Source organism: Paracerasibacillus soli (genome assembly GCF_042432965.1).
Taxonomy (GTDB): domain Bacteria; phylum Bacillota; class Bacilli; order Bacillales; family Amphibacillaceae; genus Paracerasibacillus; species Paracerasibacillus soli.
In genome coordinates this window covers 44,796-65,552 of the sequence record NZ_JBHLWL010000017.1, presented here as the reverse complement: position 1 = coordinate 65,552, position 20,757 = coordinate 44,796, and the positions used below count along the sequence as shown (strand labels likewise).

The window sequence follows — 20,757 nt, the reverse complement described above, 5'->3', positions numbered from 1 at the left end:
CGCATTATATTTCAAATCAACAATTCTACCAATAAGGTAAATAAGGAGGGTTCTACTTATGATAGAAGTGAAATTACATGATATTGGAGAAGGGATGACTGAAGGAGAGGTTGTACATTATCTCATCAAAGAAGGGGATTATGTAACGACTGACCAACCGTTAGTCGAAGTCCAAACGGACAAAATGGTTGCGGAACTCCCTTCGCCGCACGCAGGTGTTGTGAAACAAATTGTCATTGAAACAGGAACAATCGTAGATGTGGGCACTACGCTTTTGTATATTGAAACGGAAAAGGCAGAACAGCCAGTAAGTTCATCCGATGTAAAGACGAAACAAAAAACTGTATCGCCAACCTCGTCACCATCACCCAACACAATAAAACCAATACCAATTGGCGCGTACAAACGTATTCTAGCAACACCTTATACAAGGAAAATTGCTCGTGATCATGATATTGATATTGAACAAGTAACACCAACTGATCCATCGGGAAGAGTGACAGAAGAAGATGTGTATCGTTTTATACATGCAAAAGATAATCTAACTCCACAGAAGCAAGAACAATCTGTACACACCATAGAAACCACTTCTCAAATAAAAACTTCACAAGAAAAAACCAAACATACACAAATGCAACCTACACAGTCTGAGACTATTCCATTTCGAGGTATTCGCAAGCAGATTGCCAAGAATATGACAAAATCATTATTTACAATTCCACATGTGACGCATTTTGATGAAATAGACATGACGGAGCTTTTCATACTTCGTGAACAACTAAAAAAGGATGGAGTCGGTGTATCTGTTTCGGCATTTTTAATAAAAGCCCTTGTATTTGCATTAAAAGACTTTCCTATATTTAATGCGGAACTGGATGAGGAAAAACACCAGATATTACTAAAACGTAATTATCACATCGGGTTAGCTACTGATACGGAGAAAGGGCTAGTTGTACCTGTTTTACACGATGCAGACAAGAAGTCAATTACGGTGATACATGATGAAGGAAAGCAATTAACAGCCCAAGCAAAAGAAGGCACGCTTCCTTATGAACAAATGCAAAATAGTACTTTTACGATGAGCAATGTAGGACCACTAGGGAGTACGGCTGCTACACCCATCATTCATTATCCGGAAACAGCACTCATTGCTTTTCATAAGACGAAAAAGATGCCAGTTGTAAATGAACATGATGAGATTGTGATACGACAAATGATGACACTCTCTATGTCATTTGATCATCGTGTTGCAGATGGCGCAACTGCAATTGCTTTTACAAATCGACTTGCGCAATTCATAGAACACCCTTATAAACTCATGTTGGAGATGGTATAAATGGTCGTTGGAGAAATTAGCCAAAATCGGGAAGTAGTAATCATTGGTGGTGGACCAGGTGGATATCATGCTGCGATTCGTGCGGCTCAACACGGCTTAGCGGTCACTTTGATTGAACAAAAAGGGCTTGGTGGTACATGTCTACATGAAGGATGTATTCCATCTAAGCTGTGGGCGTATGTAGCGAAGGAATTTGTTGGAATCCCACAATTGGCAGCATTAGGTATTCAAACAAATACGCCAACTCTACATATCAATCAACTGCATCAATACAAAATGAATATCGTGGAGCAGTTGAAAAAGGGCGTGCAAACACTATGTGAGGCCAATCAAATTGAGGTGCTCAAAGGCAAAGCTTCTTTTCTAGCAGAAGACAGAATTGGAGTGGAAAATGGTCATCAATTTGATACGTATACATTTGAAAAGGCAATTATTGCGACGGGTTGTGAATATGTTTTGCCTGCGCAATTTCACATAGGAAGCAACCATATATATTGCTCATCAGAAATCTATCAACTAAACGAATTACCAAATCATGTACTTGTCCATGGAAATGATTTTATTGCAATCGAAGTGGCATCGGTTTTTGCTGATTTAGGAAGCAAGGTTACCTTTTTACTAACAGCCGATGACTTTCCATTTGATGTGCCACTTCAAAAGGAGCTGACGAGAATATGTAAAAAGAAAAAAATAAAGCTGATAAAAGGTGCCGATATAAAATCAGTGGTGGAAACAAATGCTGGATTACATGTCATCTATAAAAGTAAACATGGAGAAGTAGCCGTACAAGTATCTCACTTATATACTTCCGGGATAAAAAAGGTAAATAAAGAATGGTTAGGGATCGATCGTTTGCATATGCAAATGACAGAGGATGGTTCCATTGCAGTAAATGAAAAGTTTGAAACATCGGTTCATCATATTTTGGCAATTGGAGATGTCATAGATGGCCCACCGTTAGCTGTAAGGGCGATAAAGGAAGGTAAACATGTCGCACATATGTTAGCTAATGAGTCCTCGGAATGTGATTTTACTTTTTTACCAACTGTGATTCATTCCAATCCACCAATCGTAACGGTTGGCTTGACAGAAAAAGAAGCTACTACTTACGGATATGAAGCGAAAAGTACGACATTTCCATTACAAGGAAATGGGTTTCGTACCTTGACTGGGAAGCGTGAAGGCATTATCTCAGTTGTTGTAGATGTGAAGACAGATATTATTTTAGGGATGCATATGATTGGGGAAGGTGCAGTGGAATTATCAAGCACATTTGTTCAATTACTTGAAATGGTTGCGAAAGTAGAGGATGTGACATTTCCGAACTACGCCCATCCGAGTGTTAATGAAAGTTTACTAGAAGTGCTGGAAGCTATGACAGGATATGCAATTCATGTTCCACCTCGTGTTAAAACAAAGGCATAGTATGATGCCAAGCCAGTTGATAGGAAAGGTGATGTGAAAACTCTACCACTTTTTCGATTGCGATGTCATGTCTGTTGAAGGTCCATCAGCTAACCCGGTAAGGATAGTATTAGTGATTTCCACGACTGTTATGATGATAAATATTTACTTATGTGGCAGCGAGTATGTGTTTACGAATAGAAGTTGTCTATCTGAAGAAGATTTACACATATTATGTAAATTACCTCCTCCGAAAAATACCTATGGTAAATGTATAGATGATTAAAGGGAATACAAAATAGTCGTATTAATTGAAAATTTAGCTTGCATAGTTCGACGGGCATGGTATAATAAGAATATTTTAAATAATAAACAAGTATAGGGAGGAGAAGGGCAATGAAAAGGTGGCTTCAAGTTATTGGAATTATAGTAGTTAGTATGATCTTTTTAGCAGCGTGTGGTACAGATTCTCAAGGAGATGGCAAAACTTACAAAGTAGGTGTCTCTCAGTTTGTTGAACACCCGTCACTGGATCGTGCATATGAAGGTTTTCAAGCAGCATTAAAAGATAAAGGATTAAAGGTTGATTATGATTTTCAAAGTGCGCAGGGCGATCAAAACAATGTAAAGCCTATTGCAGATAATTTCGTAGCTGATGGAGTTGACCTTATTTTTGGCAATGCAACACCAAGTGCAATGGGGGCATTACAGGCTACAAATGATATTCCAATTGTATTTACATCTGTAACAGATGCTGTTGGGGCAGGCCTCGTAAAGTCAATGGATGAGCCCGGGGAAAATATTACTGGTGTTGTGGACCTTCATCCTGATGCGATTAAGGAAACGGTATTATTTATTGATAAATATTTTAATAGTGCAGCAGTCGGATTAATTTATAATGCAGGCGAGCAAAATTCAATTGCACAAATTGATGCTGTGAAAGAAGCGGCTGAGGGAACGAGCTTATCATTTGTAGAACGAACAGTAGCAAACTCTGCAGAAGTACAACAAGCGGCAACAACAATTGTTGGGGATGCAGATGTACTATATATTGTCACAGATAATACGGTTGTTTCTGCTTTAGATAGTGTGGTTGGCGTTGCAAATGATCAAAAACTTCCGATGTTTGTCGGGGAACCGGATTCATTAGAAAAAGGTGGTTTTGCAACTTATGGAATTGATTACTATACAATTGGTTACCGCACAGGTGAAATGGCAGTGGAAATACTAAAAGATGGTAAGAAGACAGCCGATATTCCTGTTGAAAATCCTCAGGAAATCCAACTCTATATTAATAAGGAAGCTGCTGAAGCACAAGGTGTAGAGTGGAATGATGAATGGGATGATATGGCAAAATATGTTGAGTAACGCGTAGGATTAAACAAAAGATGAATAAAAGGGAGTTTTTGTGAGAAGGAAAGTATTGGGATACTTTCCTTCTCTATACATATAAAATATGATTGGAATTTGATGCTTACCAAATATATATTTATAAGCATACTTAAATAGCGGAAAGGAGAATTCGATGTTTTATGCAATGTTTGGCGCAGTAGAATCAGGAGTTATTTATGCCATTATGGCGCTAGGGGTTTATTTGTCTTTCCGCATCCTTGATTTCCCTGATTTAACCGTAGATGGAAGCTTTGTTACAGGAGCGGCAGTCGCAGCAGTAGCTATTATGAACGGGATACCTCCTGTAATTGCTAGTTTACTTGCAATTTTAGCTGGATTTATTGCGGGGTGTTTGACTGGATTACTACATACAAAAGGGAAAATTAACCCATTACTTTCGGGGATTCTCATGATGATTGCACTTTATTCAATTAATTTACGTATATTAGGGAAGTCGACTATTTCCATGCTGAATGAAACGACATTATTCAATCAATTACAAGCCATTTGGGAAGCAAGTGGAATTGATACATTCTTTCATAACTTGTTGGCACTGATCGGAATTGATCAAATGCCAAAAACATGGGCAATCGTCATGGTGATGTTGGTTGTCACCCTAATAATTAAATTTCTGACGGATTATTTCTTGAGAACTGAAATAGGGCTAGCTTTACGTGCTACAGGGGATAACCAACGTATGATTCGAAGTTTCTCCGCAAATACGGACACATTAATTATATTAGGTATTGGTATTTCTAATGCAATGGTTGCCTTTGCTGGTGGATTAATTGCCCAACTCGGTGGATTCGCAGATGTTGGGATGGGAATTGGAATGATTATTATCGGTTTAGCATCGGTCATCATTGGTGAAGCGTTGTTTGGAACAAAAACAATTGCTAGAGCTACGCTTGCTGTAATAGGTGGGGCCATTATATATCGCATTGTCGTCACATTAGCCTTACGTGTCGATTTCCTGGAAACCGGAGATATGCGCATGATTACTGCAATTCTTGTCATTGTTTCATTAGTCACACCAAAAGTATTACAAGCAAGAAGAGAGAAAAAGCGTCGCTTGGAAAAACGGCAAAGATTGCAAGAACTAAAGGGGGTGTAGCAGATGCTCAAGGTTGCGGATATTTCCGTTACATTTAATGAAGGAACGCCAGACGAAAAGAAGGCGCTTATTGATACGAATCTAGTGCTTGAAGAAGGTGAGTTTGTTACGGTCATCGGTAGTAACGGGGCAGGAAAATCAACATTAATGAATGTGATTAGTGGTTATATCGTACCTGATGTTGGAGATGTGTTGATTAACGGAAAACAAGTCGTGCATTTACCAGAATATAAACGGTCGACATATATTGGACGTGTATTTCAAGACCCAATGGCTGGAACAGCACCCTCGATGACGATTGAAGAAAACTTAGCGATGGCATTTGCGCGTGATAAAAAACGAACATTTAAAATGGGTGTTACGAAAAAGCGCAAAGAACTTTTTAAAGATTACTTAAAAACACTGAATCTTGGATTGGAAAATCGTTTAACGGCAAAAGTCGGCTTTCTTTCAGGCGGAGAACGTCAGGCATTATCACTGTTAATGGCAACATTTACGGAGCCAAATATATTACTATTAGATGAACATACTGCTGCACTTGATCCATCACGGGCAGAACTTATTACGAAGCTAACGAAGGATATTATTAAGCGTTTTGGATTAACAACTCTAATGGTAACACACAATATGCAGCAAGCATTAGATTTAGGGAACCGGCTCATTATGATGGATAAAGGACAAATCATATTAGATGTAGGAGCTGAAGAAAAGCGTAATTTAACAATAGAGAACTTATTACATAAATTCCAAGAAATACGTGGAGAGCAATTTGATAGTGACCGTGCGGTGCTAGGGTAGGTACATATTAGACAGACGCGAATATGATATGTATGACAACAAAAAGAGACGAAATCAATGTGCTGCCCCCAAAAAGGTTAGATTTAGTCGATCCAACATTTGGGGTGTACAGTAAGCTGGTGATTTCGTCTCTTTTTAAATTATTTCAAGGATATTTATAAAACATGTAAAACGTTGGTTCGGCTCTTTCCTTTACAACTTACGAATCAGGAGGGAAAGTGCATAGGACCTCAGATTAAAGTTAATTTAGTATTTATGATTATCTCATGTAGCATTTTTAATTTGTGTATCCCACTCTTCCAATACTTCTTTAATCGATTTATCTCGGATAACGTAATCTGCGTAGCGATCGAGTGGTGTTGGGTCACGATTCACAATAATTAATTTTGCGCCACGTTCTTGTGCAAGCATTGGAAACATGTTTGCTGGGGTAACCGTAAGCGATGAACCAAATACGATAAATACATCAGCTTGCAATGTTTCTTCTTCGGCTTTTATAAACACATTTTCTGGTAACATTTCTCCAAACAAAACGATACCAGGGCGTATCGTGCCGCCACACGTATCACAAATATCTTTACCTTGGAAGAAAACTTCTGGATCAAAGTCCTTATGACAGTCGTTGCAGTGGAAAGCGCGAAACGTTCCATGCAATTCCATTACATGATGACTGCCAGCATCATGGTGAAATCCATCGACATTTTGTGTAATAATCCCTTTTACAAGTCCTTGTTCTTCCCATTTAGCTAAAATACGGTGCCCTGCATGTGGTTGGAACTTTTTAATTTCTTGTAGGCGATAACGATAAAAGTTAACGAACTCCTCACGGTTGTTTTCTAATGCTTGTACGTTTGCAAGTTCATCTGGATTGAATTTCTCCCATAAGCCTCGATTTTCAGAACGAAAATCAGGTAGTCCACTTTCTGTTGACATACCGGCACCAGTAAATATAACAAGATGATTTGCATGTTTAATTTCATTGACAACATCACGCACAGTACTATTCACCCCTTTCCATTTATTGTATAAAGACATGCAAATATATAGCAAAAAGTCATGCTGCTATATTTGCAAATGCAAGATGAAAAGTGATGAGATACGGGAATGAATTTATGAAAAAAGAGCGGATTTTCCGCCCCTTTATTTAAACTAATTAAATAACTCCTAAATCCACCATTGTATCCGCGACCATCAAAAAGCCAGCAATATTTGCACCCACGATAAGGTTGCCTGGTCGATTATACTCTTTTGCAGCTTGCACGCAACTTTGATAAATATTTTCCATTATTTCATGTAGTTTTGCATCTACTTGTTCAAAACTCCAAGCAATCCGCGAACTATTTTGTCCCATTTCCAATGCGGAGACAGCTACGCCACCAGCATTCACAGCCTTTGCAGGGCCGAATTGGATGTTGTTATATAGGAAGACATCGATTGCATCAGGGGTAGATGGCATATTAGCACCTTCAGCAACAATAGATACACCATTTTTAACGAGTTGATTGGCAGACTTTTCGTCAAGTTCATTTTGGGTTGCACATGGAAGGGCAATGTCACAAGGAAGTGACCATATACCAGCGCACCCATCTGTATATTCTGCTTCAGGATGGAATTTTGTGTAATCACTAATTCTTCCCTTTTCTACTTCTTTTATTCGTTTTACTGTATCTAAATTGATACCATTCTCATCGTATATATAGCCATTGGAGTCACTGCAAGCAATCACGTGAGCACCTAATTGTGTAGCTTTTTCCATCGCATAAATGGACACATTCCCAGAACCGGAAACAATGACAGTTTTATCTTTGATGGAATCATTCATTTCCTTTAACATTTCATTTACAAAATAAATAGTGCCGTATCCAGTTGCTTCTTTACGTCCGATACTACCACCATAATGAAGCCCTTTACCTGTTAATACTCCAGCTTCATATTTACCACGAAGCATTTTATATTGGCCGAATAAATAACCAATTTCCTTTGCACCAACGCCAATATCGCCAGCAGGAACATCAACATCAGGTCCGATATAATTCACTAATTCATTCATAAAACTTTGGCAAAAACGCATAATCTCCGCATCGGATTTTCCCTTTGGGTCAAAGTCGGAGCCACCTTTTCCACCACCAATAGGCTGCCCGGTTAGTGCATTTTTAAAAATCTGTTCAAAACCTAAAAATTTAATAATACTAGCATTCACAGACGGGTGAAAACGCAGTCCTCCTTTATATGGACCTAGTGCACTATTAAATTGAACACGAAAGCCACGATTGACATGAACCTTACCATGATCATCTACCCATGGTACCCGAAATGTAATGAGACGTTCAGGTTCTACAATGCGACCCAAAATATTTAAATCAACGTATGTAGGATTTTTAACAAGAACTGGTTTGATAGAAATGATTAAATCACGTACAGCTTGGTGAAATTCCTTTTCATAGGGATCTCTACTTATTATCTTTTGAAAAACAGATTCTGTGTAATGTTGGACCCTTTCTTCAATCGATATACCACGTTTATTCATTTGCATGCATGTGTCACTCCTTCACGTATACACCCCGTTAACGATCTGTATTTACGCTACTATTTTCATGATACATAAACAGGAGGGAAAGTCATGTTAAAAATAAAATCGGCATAGGCCGACTGTATTATGTATATGAAGATTACCGTAAATTTATTATCTTCTTTCTATTTTACATGTATTCATGCAACGAATCAATTTAAATCATGCATATAGATAGATGAACTAAAAATATAAGGTCACAAAATTGGTGGATAACTTTACGTTAAATCGTTCAATATGAAACTCACTTCTACTGTTATAAATCAATTAAACTTAATTCACCTGTTACAGCATGAACGAAATAGGGGCAAGATATTTTCCCACATAATTCATATGACTGTTTTTCCACATCGTACACATAGGTTGGCGTTAATGTAACATGTTTTTGTAGCTTTTCAAAAGCTTGTTCTTTTGTAATGACAGCAGCTTTCGGTTCTTTTAAATTCACATAAAGATTATCCCATAATGCTTTGTCGTCCAACACATGAACAATATGGTACAGTTCTGCATCTTGTTTTATAAATAATGTATGCCGTGGTTCAATAGCTACATCATAATCTTTATTTGTTTGTTTTAAGATGGCGATAAGATATATATCGTATCTGTAGACTTCACATAATCTCCAACGGCCGGTATCAGAGGGTGCCACAGCTTGAAGATAATGTGTTGCTTCGTGGATACATGCATCCATATCTTGTTCTGTAATCTGCTGTACAGCAGGGGCTGGTTCGTGACTGATTGCTTGCTCAATTGATATATTCCGTTCAACTTGTATTTGTTCATTTATTTTTAAATTATCCGATGTTTTCTTTTCTTGCCATTCTAGTAGCACATCCATTTTTTTGAATGTACCGTTGCGTGTGACTGTATCAACGGGGAAATGTTTCTTCCCATCATTCGTTACAAATTGATCATGTATGCCATATACATATTTCCAACTAGTATCCCCTGGAACTTTCATTAATTTACAATTGGCAGAAGCGATATATGCTGTTGCTTCTGGGATAAGTGAAAATGGCTCCCAATTCAACATTTCTTCGCTAGGGAAAACACCATCTTTTGTAAAAGAAACGAGCTGGTCATGATGATTAAACTCTAAATCAATCGTACCTGTTGGCCAAACAGGCATATTATCAACTGTTGCTTGAAAATGAAATTCCTTTTTATCTAGCGACTGTGAATGCAACTGGATTTGTCTTCCCCAAGTAAGGCCGGTCATGACTTCAATCCAATCAATAATATGTTCTAAATCTGGAGTAGGAAACACCTGCTCCTTCGTTGTATACGTCACCCCATTTACAAAAATGATAGAATTGACATCTTCTGTATGGAAATCTACTTCAATTACTGCGGTCCCGTCCGGATTTGTATCCTCCACCCATTTCGCATATTGATTAGGAAACCACTCCATCGTGATGTAATAGTTTGTTTGTAATAGAGAATTCACACGTCGTGATAGATGGTATGTTTTAAGAAAATAATCATTTAAACCAAATGTTCGTTGGATATCTTTTGTCATTTTTTCAATACGCTTTTCCATTATAAATCACCCTCACATTCCTCACTAAAGTGTACCATGTATCATTTCTCTTGAAAATAAAAGTAGACATGGCATTTCCCTTATCAAAAATGGGGGGGAATACAGATGTCTAGAATGTCTATGAGCAGAATATATGATTCTTTGATATTGGAGGAGTAAAATAAAACTGTAATTGAAAATATTACAGGGAAAGGGAGAATTTCAAATGAATGTAAATCAATATGTAGATTCTTCATATAAACTATATATCAATGGTCAATGGGTTGAGGGGACAGAAGGTAATAAGATTACGAGTTTTAACCCAAGTACAGGTGAAAAACTATCTGAATTTATCGATGCAACACATGCAGACGTTGATGCAGCAGTAGTTGCGGCAACAGAAGCATTCAAAACGTGGAAAACAATCGGCGTAGAGCAAAGAAGTAAAATGCTTCTTGATATCGCCGACTTAATAGATGAAAACCTGGAGCATTTAGCAATGGTCGAAACATTAGATAATGGGAAACCATTACGTGAAACACGGACTGCAGATGTTCCATTAAGTGCAGATCACTTCCGTTATTTTGCCGGAGTCATCCGCTCAGAAGAAGGAACTGCTAAAGAATTAGACGAAAATAATTTAACTCTCACATTAAAAGAGCCAATTGGTGTTGTGGGACAAATTATTCCATGGAACTTCCCTATATTAATGGCAGCATGGAAATTAGCTCCAGCACTTGCAGCAGGTAATACAGTCGTGATCCATCCATCATCGACAACATCGTTAAGTATTTTAGAATTAGCGAAGTTATTGGATCAAGTGTTACCAGCCGGTGTTGTAAACGTCGTAACAGGTCGTGGTGCTGACTCTGGAGATTATATGCTTCATCATGAAGGATTTAGCAAATTAGCATTTACGGGCTCAACAGAAGTTGGCTATACCGTTGCAAAAGCAGCTGCAGAGCGCCTAATCCCAGCAACACTCGAACTAGGTGGAAAATCAGCAAATATTATCTTTAATGATGCACCATGGGATCGCGCAATCGAAGGTGCGATGTCAGGTATTTTATTCAACCAAGGACAAGTATGTAGTGCAGGCTCCCGGATATTTGTCCAAGAAGGTATCTTTGACAAATTTGTCGGCGAATTAAAAGAACGCTTTGAGAACGTAAAAGTTGGCTTACCTTGGGAAGATGGCATCCAAATGGGTGCACAAATTAACAAACGCCAACTAGAAAAAATATTGAGCTATGTAGAAATCGGCCAACAAGAAGGTGCTGAGTTACTTACTGGAGGATATCAGCTTACTGAAAACGGCTTAGAAAATGGTGTGTTCATGGCACCAACTATTTTAGTTGCAGACAGTAATGATGCGCGCATTGCGCAAGAAGAAATCTTTGGCCCAGTAGCAACCGTAATTAAATTCAAAACAGAAGAAGAAGTAATCGCATTAGCGAACGCATCTGAATATGGTCTCGGTGGTGGTGTATTTACCCGTGATATTAACACTGCGCTACGTGTAGCACGCAAAGTAGAAACAGGGCGTATGTGGGTAAACCAATATACAAACTTCTCAGCTGGTGCACCATTTGGCGGATACAAAAAGTCAGGCATCGGTCGTGAAACGTACAAGAGCATTCTTGATGCATACACACAAACAAAAAATATCTTCATTAATATGAATGAAGAAACGGATGGATTGTATGAATAATAAATCATGCAAATTCTGTATCGTAAATAAGATGAAAAAAGCTAGCTACTTTCCTGTGGCTAGCTTTTTTAAATGGTATAGATGTCTTGTTATATGTTAGAAATGGCCTGATATGTCCTAATACGAGCATACTACTTTATATGCTGGAGTAAAATTAGATATTTATCTCATGAATTTACCCAACTTGTTTTTCATACACAGTGATTTGTTTGGAAGTATTATTTGTGCCATTGCACGCTTTCTTTAAATTTATAGATATGAAGCAAATCGTCATCGTCTATTTGAATTAGAAAATTGTGTTCGGCTGTCTCCATTTTGTATATGCTGTTATTCACAGCATGTATATTTTTAATAGTAGACATACTTCCCAAGGCTTCCAATCTGACCGAGGAGTCTTCAAAAATACTTTTAATCGTTTCTTTATCGTTATGATCCGAAATGCCTTTTTGGCGTATATACTTTATATACGTAAATACTTCAATGATTTTATCGGTATTAAACGTGACTAAAAAGGAATTACTTGTAGATGTCATATGGTAAATACCAGCACCAATATATTTACTCTTTAGTATTTCAGCATCATCCCCAAATACAGCTTCACGAACGGCAGGGTCTTTAAAAATGCTATTTAAATCAGTCATTTCAAATTCAGGATTATTACCTTGACCCGCACTATCAGATTGCTGGTTAGTTATAAAGAAGTAGCCTACAGCAATAAAGACAAACAATAATAGCAATGTATGAATGGCGGGAATCATTGGCTTCCAGAGCTTTATATTCTTTTGTTTATTATGAGATATCGACTCTATATCACTTGAAATCTTGGACTTCATTTCGTCTCTATCCATGTCACGAAGACTAATAGTGTTCAAACTTTTAAAGATCTCGTCATATTCGCTATGTTTATTATTCATGTTCATAACCCTCCTTAATCATTTGTCTTTTTAATGCATGTAACCCCCTAAACAACGTTACTTTTACCTTTGATTCACTCCAATTTAGTATTTCAGCAGTTTCCTTTATGGAAAGCTCTTTGATTTTCCTCAATATAATTACTTCCCGATAAGACCTTTTTATTTTTCTAAGAGACTTATATAGTTGCTGTTCCTTTTCCCCTAACAGGAGGATGCTTTCTGGAATATTTTCTTGCCAGTTATGATTTGGATTTATTGCTTTCATTAAAACATTAACGGGGTTCCTTTTTCGAAAGTAGTCGATAGTCAAATTTCTTGATATTTGATAGAGCCAATTTTTTGCACTCGTTTGGTTTTGAAAACTTCCAAGGTTTATAAAAGCTTTAATGAAGGTATCGTGTGTTAAATCTTTGGCTTGTTCATGATTTCCTGTAAGCATGAGAACAAACCGATATATTTCATCGTTATATTGTGTATACCAGTCTGTTATTATTTGCTTGGTATTCGCATTCTCCCCCAATCATTTCACCTCTTTCAATTAAAGTTATTTATTATAAAGACGATTGAGTTATAGGAAAGTTACACTTATTCTAATAAATATTTTACATGAAGAATCTCTTTTGCCATAGGGACTTACTCAAACCGTTTATTTACAATAACTCAACTATCGCAGACTAATTTAAGGATAAAAACCTTGACACAATTGGTGTAGAACAGACTTTTTAACGAACTTTTTTTTGCATTGGAAAAAGTGACATATAAATGGAATAAGGTTTATAACGCCGTTACCTTCCACGAAAGGTGACATGCTTTATCATTCAGATGATTATCTGCACACTCTGTAAATACCACTAGGAGATTAAATATGGTACTGAAAAGAGGTTGTTGCTGGCAAAAAAATGATGACACCTATTTTAGGCATCTTGCATATACGTAGACTCCTGTGGGAAGTAAGAGATCGGCGAGACCCCGCAGGACGGTAGTCCGAGGAGGCTCGGCACTCGCCCACGGAAAGCGAAGTATATGCAAGGTGCGGTGTTTTGATTACCTGTTTCTATAAAAAGTCGTGTCAAGAACACTATTCTAGGTAATTATAAGTATAATCATAACAAGTGTATTCCTCTTTTTCGGGGTGTGAAAGTTGAGCAATAATAATTTGCTAAGTCCCCTTTACCTTCCCGCCACGTTAACGTTTATAATCAATACAAAGGGGAGGAGATACGGTATGCAAATAAAGGAAGTGGCGCAACAATTACACACGACAGCACGAACGATTCGTTACTATGAAGAAAAAGGGCTCATTCATCCAGATAAAGATCCAGAAAATGACTATCGGATTTTTTCGGAACAGGATGTGATGCGTTTAACTACGATATTGGCACTACGAGAAGTGGAAATGCCACTTGAAAAGATAAAACTATTACTACAAGACGAGAAGATGAGTATTGGTGACTATTTAAATGTGCAGCGTGCGGCATTATTTGAGAAGTGGTTGGAGTTGCATGACATGATCCAAACGATAGATGAGATGGTGAGGCAAACGAATGCAGGGAGTTATTCAATAGAAGGAATTCATCAACTAGCAACTCATCTCCATCATTTAAAAGCAATGCGAAAAGGTTGGGAAGATCGCTGGCATTTTGATAAACAGGCAGACACATATGATCGATCCATTAAAAAGGCTGGTCATACGTTCAATATTCATGCGAGTTATGATGAAGCATTAGCGATGGTTGTGGACGAGGTAAACGTTAGACCAAATGATATTGTACTAGATATAGGTATTGGAACGGGTAATCTAGGTGCCATGTTTTTGGAAAAAGGGGCAACCGTCATCGGTGTGGACCAATCAGACAAAATGCTAGCAACATGTCACCAGAAACATCCAGCAATTGAAACGAGAAAAGGTCATTTTCTAGCTTTACCACTAGTTGATCAACAAGTTGACGCTATTGTTTCAAGCTATGCCCTTCATCATTTGCCAGACCATGAAAAGCTCCTAGCCTTTCAAGAAATGCATCGCGTATTAAAGCCAAATGGCCAAATTTGTATTGCTGACCTCATGTTTATCGATGGAAAACATCGTGAAAAAGTGATAGAAAAGTATCGGGAGTCTGGAAATATGGAGGCAATTCTTTCCATAGAGGATGAATATTTTGCAGATCAAACATTACTCACAACATGGTTGCGAGTCAATGGGTTTCATGTGAGAGAGCATCGATTTCATGGTTTTCTTGGGCTCATTTATGCAAGGAGAGAGTCTGGTGGAAACTAGGTTCATAGTATTAAATAAAAAGACGAGCGTAACCGGGAAGATGGATATAAGCGAGACAAATTCGCTTATGATCGTGGATGGAAGAAAAAAACATCCATGCTAATGTAAGTTAAAAAATCAGGAAGCACCTCTTTATTGGAGTGCTTCCCGGGTTCGCTTAGGGAGACTTCTTTTCAAACACAAACTTTGCAAGTCCTTCCAAAATGGCATCTGCAACTTCATTTTGAAATTCCTTTGTTTGTATTTTCTTCCAATCAGAAGGGTTCGTCATAAAACCTAATTCTAGTAAAACAGCAGGCTGATTGTTCTTACGTAAAACGAGATAATTGGAACGTTTCATTCCACGGTTATCTAATGGTACGTGTTCCTTCAAGGATGAATGGATATTTTGTGCTAAAGTTAAACTTTCGCCTTTCTTACTAAAATGTGTTGTCACACCACTTGCCTCTGTTCGTTCAAAAGAATCAAAATGGATGCTAATGAAGGCATCTGATTGATGCTGATTACTAATAGCCGCTCGATTTTCTAATTCAATGAATTCATCACGACTTCGTGTAAGTGTTACAGTGGCACCTACTTCACGTAAATGTTCCGCGACTACTTCTGCGGTAGCGAGTGTGAGATCCTTTTCTTGTGTATCTTTTATAACTGCACCAGGGTCTTTACCACCATGACCAGGGTCAATTGTAAAATGGAAGTTTTCTAAAGCTTTAATCGACTCGTGTGAAACTTTTGGTTTTTGGGGTTGATGTGCATTTAATTTCTTTTTTTGTGGCACATTACTTTTTTCTGTCACTTCGTCCGAAGAGTTATCTTCACGGTCATTCGGCTCCTCGACTTGTTGTTCTACTAGTGCATCACTTAAGTCTAGTAATCTAGATTGAAAATATGGTAAAAAGTCTTGAAGTGTTGGCTTGTTGTCTCCGCTTTTACTATCTGTAGCTTGCTCCGTATCTTTTGTATCATTCTTTTCACCACTGTTATGCGGCCTATTTAAATTTGTATCTCTTTTCTTCCTTTTTTTGTCTTTCTTCGCGTTTGCTTTTTTCCTTTCTTTCTCAGTATCAATAGATAATGGAATTAAATGTTGTTCTGCTACCCATACTGGTTTTCCATTATAAAAGGTCTTCACCCAACCATTGTCTTTAGCAAATGTCTTTAATTTACTCCCGACGGTTAACTGACCAATAATTTCTGCATCTAATGATGGGCCTGTACGCATATTTAAAAAAGTAACACCAACTTCATACGTCGTATTCTCTTCTGCCTTTGCATATGCTACCGTAAAAGGTATACATGTGAATATGAAAGTAAAAACAATAACTGCAATCAAACTACGTTGTAAATTCCCCATGTTTTCTGCCATCCCTTCGGAAAATAGTAAACTAGTAAAAGGATGGACACAATCTATTGTAATTATACGTAGTAGACTAAAAGAAAATAAAATTTGCACAATCCCCATTTATGGTTAGTTAAAAGAGTCGGGCCTTTCTTTGCTTTTAATCCACTGTCAATCAATCTTAAAATCCCACGAATACTTGAAGTGGGGACTTACAGTTGTTTAACTTGCGATAAAAAAATCCCCTACAGAAATGTAAGGGAGATAAGGAAAACTATTATTTTTAATCGTCATTCTTAAAATCTAATGTAATAGGTTCATTGTCTGCCATTGTAGCTTTGTATAAGCTAATTTGGCCTTTTTGAATAGGTTGGTTTGCTTGGTCAACATGGAAGTTTTCATTTAAAGCAATTGTCCAAGCAGCACTTCCGTCAGGATTTGTTAGTACAACCGCAAGGGTACCGTACTGATTAATATGATCCCAATCGAAAGAATCTGTATTTCCATTATCAATAATAGTGATGCCATCTGTATGACTAATAACCTGTATTTGATTGCCTATCCACGTACCATGTATTTCAGCACCAACATAATAATAGGAAGTTCCACCACCACGATCACCGTATGTGCCGATGTATTGATGGATAGATTGATCGGGCGCCGTGTATGTGACAGCTGCTACATCATTTGCTAACCATGCTACTTTAAATTCATCTGTCATTTGTTTCGGTAAAATTTCCTTTGGTCGGGCAAATATACCATAGTAGGATCTGTAATACATAGCTAATCCAACATTTTTGGTCATTTTTATGGATAAGATATTTTTATAGTTAGGGGATATACTCGTGATATTTTTAATTTTATCATTGTCTGAAATGAGTAAAGCTGCATTTACGGTAATAAATAGGCTAACAATTACAACGCCAATTATCTTCCACATTTTTGATAAATGAAGGAGAAATTGAAAAGCGAGTGTGAGACAAAGTACGCAAAGGATGTTTACGATATAAAATAATCGGTTATCAATAAGCTCTACGTGGTATATGTGATGAAGGAAAAGGTAGCCAATTTGAAAGCATAAGCAACCGATAGCGACGAGTAACAATACCCAGCCGACTATTGTTAGTCTATTCGATTGTTTCATCTGGTTCTACCTCCTTTGCGAATTCCCAAGTCTCCCCGTTATCATTAGAAATAAATGCCCCTTTTACTTGTCCACCTTTATAGTCTCCATTTGGTCCTTGATTCACAAGTACAGTTAAATGATTGTAATCTTTTTGTGGCACTTCAGCTGTGGTGAAAACTTTATCATACGTTTCTGGTATATGAAACGTAGCGAATGTCCAAGTTTCCCCGCTATCTTGTGTTACATATAACTCAGGTTCTTCAGGGTTAATTCTACTAAAGGATAAAAAGCCAACTTGTTCATCAAGAAAAGCCCCATCAGAAATTAAAGTAACTGTATCTGCTTGATTTGTTACTTGCCAATTTTCCCCACCATCATATGTTAAGAATACACTTGTGGCTTCGGCAGACATGGTACGATCTGTTGAAACAATCATATAACCAAATGAATGATTTAAAAAGGCTATTTTTCTAAAGCGTAGTGAGGGGACGTCCGCTAACTTCACATGTTGCCACGTTTGTCCTTTGTCTTTTGTGTATACAACGGCAAGTTGCCTATTATCATGACTTGCACCATCAAGATATATGAAAGAAGTATTGTGGTTTGATAGTACAAAGCTTCCGTCAATCAGTTTATCTTTAGCTCCATTATACTCTCCACCAAATAACTTATCTATCTCAACAGGAACAGTGCTCCATTTCGAACCGTTGTCAAAAGTAATGTAAAGCTCATGATCTTGAAACGCATAACCAATATTGTCTTGTTCGTAAATCGGCTGTATTTTTTTGGGCTCGTTTTGTGTTTGGTTCTGTGTTGTATCATGATCTGGATGTCCACGTAGTATTGGATATGCATCAGCAAGTGTTAGGGGTGGCAACTTTTGATAATAGATGGTAGCTACACTTAATCCGACAATAATGATACAGGCAATACTGATTATGATTTTTTTCATTATCGTACGCTCCTATCTTGATAAAGTAAAACTTTCGTTAGATTAAAATAATCACCCAAATCGAAACGTGTTCTGATTTGGGTGATTGAAGGTACGTTATTCATTCAGATTCACAATATGAATGATAACATATGAACGATATGTTATGCACGTAGCCATTTCCAAATTTCCTTAGGTGTCGCATTTTTTCCGTACATTAAAATACCTACTTTGAATATTTTCCCAGCCAATTTCATAAAGAGCCAAATACTTACGATGAGGATGACAAGGGCGATTGCAATTTCGATCCAAGGCCATTCCTCTAGCATCGTTAAGCGTAATAGTAAAATACCTGGAGTTGTAAACGGTACATATGTGCCAATTTGGGCAACCAAACCACTTGGATCACTAATGACAGGTCCTATTAACGCAAATGGTAGGAATGGAAGCATCATCACAATACCTTGGAAGTTTCCTGCTGAGCTAACATCTGCCATCGTTGCTCCAATTCCAACAAACAGTGAAGCAAATAATAAGTAACCTAGAATCGCAATGAATACGAGTAATAACGTTTCCGGTACGAATAAGTATTCAAATACAGGAATATCTGTTTTCCACAATGTAATTGGAATCGCAAAGAAAAGTAAAACCGCCGCTTGCACAAGTCCGAGTACAAAATAGCCAATAATTTTCCCTTGCATCAATTCCCCAGGTGTAATGGAAGATAAAATTATTTCCGCAATTTTATCTTTCTTTTCTTGGGAGGCGCTTTGGAAAATATACATCCCTGCAAAAATAATCGATAGCAAGATAATGCCAGCAAACATACCTGGTACGAGTGTTTTAAATAAATCATCACCTGTTAATCCATCTACCCCAGAACTTTCACTGTCATCTTCTTCTACAGCGGATCCAACTTCTTCAAACTGAATATGTGTGGAAACAGCTGCTAACTGCTCATCCGATAAACCAATTTCTTTCATTTGTTGGGCCTTAATAGGTGATTCTAATACTTGTACTTCACTCATAAAATAAGAGGCGATTTCTTCACTTGTATAAACTGGAATGATACCTTCATCTACAGCACGCTTATCCACAAAAATATAAGCGGCATCTTCTTTATCAGCTAAATCCTTTTCCGCTTCTTCCTCAGAAAGATCTGCCTGATGTACATTCCAATCAAGCTCAGCCACATTTGCAGTTTCTTCTATTACATCATAGACACCTAATGCATCAACAATATAAACATTTGTCATTGCCTCATCGTCATCTGAACCTACTAAACTACCAATAAATGCAAATCCTAAAATAAGTAATGGCGTAAGGAATAAGCCAATTAAAAATGTCTTATTCTTTAAATTACGCTTTATTTCCCACTTCGCAACCTTCATAGCATTACGCATATTGTTCACCTGCTTCTACTAATAAATTTCTATCTGTTGCAATGTCGATAAAAATCTCATGAAGTGAGATTCTATCAATCGTTAATTCGTGTATGACAAGATACTCTGGCAATTCTCTTAGCCATGTTGTTGGAAAAACATCCTTTTCTAAGTATAGGATGGAAACGTCATTTTTTTGTTCTACACGTTGTACACGAGGGATTCTCTCTAAATCAGCTAGTTTATTTTTCCCGCGTATCGTACATTTAAAGTTCGCATATTCAGTTTTCACTTCATCTAAAGTGCCATAAATAATCTTTTGTCCTCGTTGAATCATAAATAACCGATCACAAATCTCCTCAACTAAATTCATCTGGTGAGAAGATAATAAAATGGCAGTTCCATTATCTGCTAGGCTGCGGATTTCGTCTTTGAATATGTCTTGACTAACCGGGTCAAGTCCTGAAAAGGGTTCATCTAAGATTAACAGTTCCGGCTCATGCAGGATGGAAGAGATAAATTGAACCTTTTGATTCATTCCTTTAGAAAGTTCTTCTAGATTCACATTTTCTTTTCCCTTTAGGTCAAACTTTTCTAAGTAAGCGAATGCTCTTTCTTTCGCTTTTTTTAAAGGATAATCTTTCAATTCAGCAAGATATAGTAGCATATCCATTACTTTTACATTTTTATATAGGCCACGCTCTTCAGGTAAGTAGCCAATTTTATGCCGTGGAATATCGTGATAGTTTTCAAATTTGACGGAACCAGTATCGGGATACATGATTCCCATGATATTCCGAATCGTTGTTGATTTACCTGCACCATTTGGCCCTAATATAGCCATGATTTCTCCCTTTTTCACTTCAAATGTTATACCATTTAAAACCTTTTTATCTTTAAATGATTTCTCTAAATTATTTACAGCTAAAACAGTATTCATTTATCTA

At 37.4% G+C, this 20,757-nt stretch carries 17 protein-coding genes; 7 read left to right on the top strand and 10 right to left on the bottom strand.

The genetic code is table 11. From position 1 onward, the window contains the following. The first annotated feature begins 58 nt into the window (after window positions 1-58). The 5 genes from ACFFIS_RS05235 to ACFFIS_RS05215 all read left to right on the top strand — a co-directional run bounded on the left by ACFFIS_RS05235 (window position 59) and on the right by ACFFIS_RS05215 (window position 6,044). Window positions 59-1,336: a dihydrolipoamide acetyltransferase family protein gene (locus ACFFIS_RS05235; protein WP_320380397.1), complete on the top strand. Its 1,278-nt coding sequence runs from the start codon at window positions 59-61 to the stop codon at window positions 1,334-1,336. Then, a complete protein-coding gene (locus ACFFIS_RS05230) occupies window positions 1,337-2,761 on the top strand; it encodes a dihydrolipoyl dehydrogenase family protein (protein ID WP_390186466.1) in 1,425 nt (474 codons plus the stop codon). A 375-nt stretch (window positions 2,762-3,136) separates the two neighbouring features. Further along, window positions 3,137-4,108 carry an ABC transporter substrate-binding protein gene (locus ACFFIS_RS05225; RefSeq protein WP_320380394.1) on the top strand — a complete coding sequence of 324 codons (972 nt, stop codon included), beginning with the start codon at window positions 3,137-3,139 and terminating at the stop codon, window positions 4,106-4,108. 157 nt (window positions 4,109-4,265) lie between these two features. Beyond that, entirely contained in the window at window positions 4,266-5,246 is a 981-nt protein-coding gene (locus ACFFIS_RS05220) for an ABC transporter permease (RefSeq protein WP_320380393.1), read from the top strand. Window positions 5,247-5,249: 3 nt separating this feature from the next. After that, window positions 5,250-6,044 (top strand): ABC transporter ATP-binding protein, encoded by a 795-nt coding sequence (locus ACFFIS_RS05215; protein WP_390186464.1) that lies wholly within the window; start codon window positions 5,250-5,252, stop codon window positions 6,042-6,044. Window positions 6,045-6,308: 264 nt separating this feature from the next. On the opposite strand, the gene ACFFIS_RS05210 is transcribed toward ACFFIS_RS05215, so the two are convergent. The 3 genes from ACFFIS_RS05210 to ACFFIS_RS05200 form a co-directional block, all read right to left on the bottom strand. Then, complete coding sequence (locus tag ACFFIS_RS05210; RefSeq protein WP_320380392.1) at window positions 6,309-7,040, bottom strand: NAD-dependent deacylase; 732 nt, start codon at window positions 7,038-7,040, stop codon at window positions 6,309-6,311. A gap of 157 nt (window positions 7,041-7,197) precedes the next feature. Continuing rightward, complete coding sequence (gene gdhA / locus ACFFIS_RS05205) at window positions 7,198-8,577, bottom strand: NADP-specific glutamate dehydrogenase (RefSeq protein WP_320380391.1); 1,380 nt, start codon at window positions 8,575-8,577, stop codon at window positions 7,198-7,200. Between the two features lie 292 nt (window positions 8,578-8,869). Then, window positions 8,870-10,153 (bottom strand): hypothetical protein, encoded by a 1,284-nt coding sequence (locus tag ACFFIS_RS05200; protein WP_320380390.1) that lies wholly within the window; start codon window positions 10,151-10,153, stop codon window positions 8,870-8,872. Between the two features lie 205 nt (window positions 10,154-10,358). Here ACFFIS_RS05200 and ACFFIS_RS05195 point away from each other — a divergent pair, with 205 nt between their 5' ends. Next, entirely contained in the window at window positions 10,359-11,843 is a 1,485-nt protein-coding gene (locus tag ACFFIS_RS05195; RefSeq protein WP_390186462.1) for an aldehyde dehydrogenase family protein, read from the top strand. Window positions 11,844-12,061: 218 nt separating this feature from the next. On the opposite strand, the gene ACFFIS_RS05190 is transcribed toward ACFFIS_RS05195, so the two are convergent. Continuing rightward, on the bottom strand, window positions 12,062-12,757 hold the full coding sequence (locus ACFFIS_RS05190; RefSeq protein ID WP_390186461.1) for a hypothetical protein: 696 nt from the start codon (window positions 12,755-12,757) through the stop codon (window positions 12,062-12,064). Continuing rightward, window positions 12,750-13,277: an RNA polymerase sigma factor gene (locus ACFFIS_RS05185; protein ID WP_390186459.1), complete on the bottom strand. Its 528-nt coding sequence runs from the start codon at window positions 13,275-13,277 to the stop codon at window positions 12,750-12,752. The genes ACFFIS_RS05190 and ACFFIS_RS05185 overlap by 8 nt, the downstream gene beginning before the upstream one ends. Window positions 13,278-13,982: 705 nt before the next feature. Here ACFFIS_RS05185 and ACFFIS_RS05180 point away from each other — a divergent pair. After that, window positions 13,983-15,032, top strand: a complete 1,050-nt coding sequence (locus ACFFIS_RS05180) for a methyltransferase domain-containing protein (protein ID WP_390186458.1) — start codon at window positions 13,983-13,985, stop codon at window positions 15,030-15,032. A gap of 157 nt (window positions 15,033-15,189) precedes the next feature. Here ACFFIS_RS05180 and ACFFIS_RS05175 read toward each other — a convergent pair whose 3' ends face one another. The 5 genes from ACFFIS_RS05175 to ACFFIS_RS05155 form a co-directional block, all read right to left on the bottom strand. Continuing rightward, entirely contained in the window at window positions 15,190-16,386 is a 1,197-nt protein-coding gene (locus ACFFIS_RS05175) for an N-acetylmuramoyl-L-alanine amidase family protein (RefSeq protein WP_390186456.1), read from the bottom strand. Between the two features lie 268 nt (window positions 16,387-16,654). Beyond that, window positions 16,655-17,515: a hypothetical protein gene (locus tag ACFFIS_RS05170; RefSeq protein ID WP_390186454.1), complete on the bottom strand. Its 861-nt coding sequence runs from the start codon at window positions 17,513-17,515 to the stop codon at window positions 16,655-16,657. Then, window positions 17,499-18,449 carry a WD40/YVTN/BNR-like repeat-containing protein gene (locus ACFFIS_RS05165; RefSeq protein ID WP_390186453.1) on the bottom strand — a complete coding sequence of 317 codons (951 nt, stop codon included), beginning with the start codon at window positions 18,447-18,449 and terminating at the stop codon, window positions 17,499-17,501. The genes ACFFIS_RS05170 and ACFFIS_RS05165 overlap by 17 nt, the downstream gene beginning before the upstream one ends. A 143-nt stretch (window positions 18,450-18,592) precedes the next feature. After that, a complete protein-coding gene (locus ACFFIS_RS05160; RefSeq protein WP_390186452.1) occupies window positions 18,593-19,831 on the bottom strand; it encodes an ABC transporter permease in 1,239 nt (412 codons plus the stop codon). Next, window positions 19,824-20,750, bottom strand: coding sequence for an ABC transporter ATP-binding protein (locus tag ACFFIS_RS05155; protein WP_320380379.1), 927 nt, complete (start codon window positions 20,748-20,750; stop codon window positions 19,824-19,826). Before ACFFIS_RS05155 ends, ACFFIS_RS05160 begins: the two co-directional genes overlap by 8 nt. Window positions 20,751-20,757 lie beyond the last annotated feature (7 nt).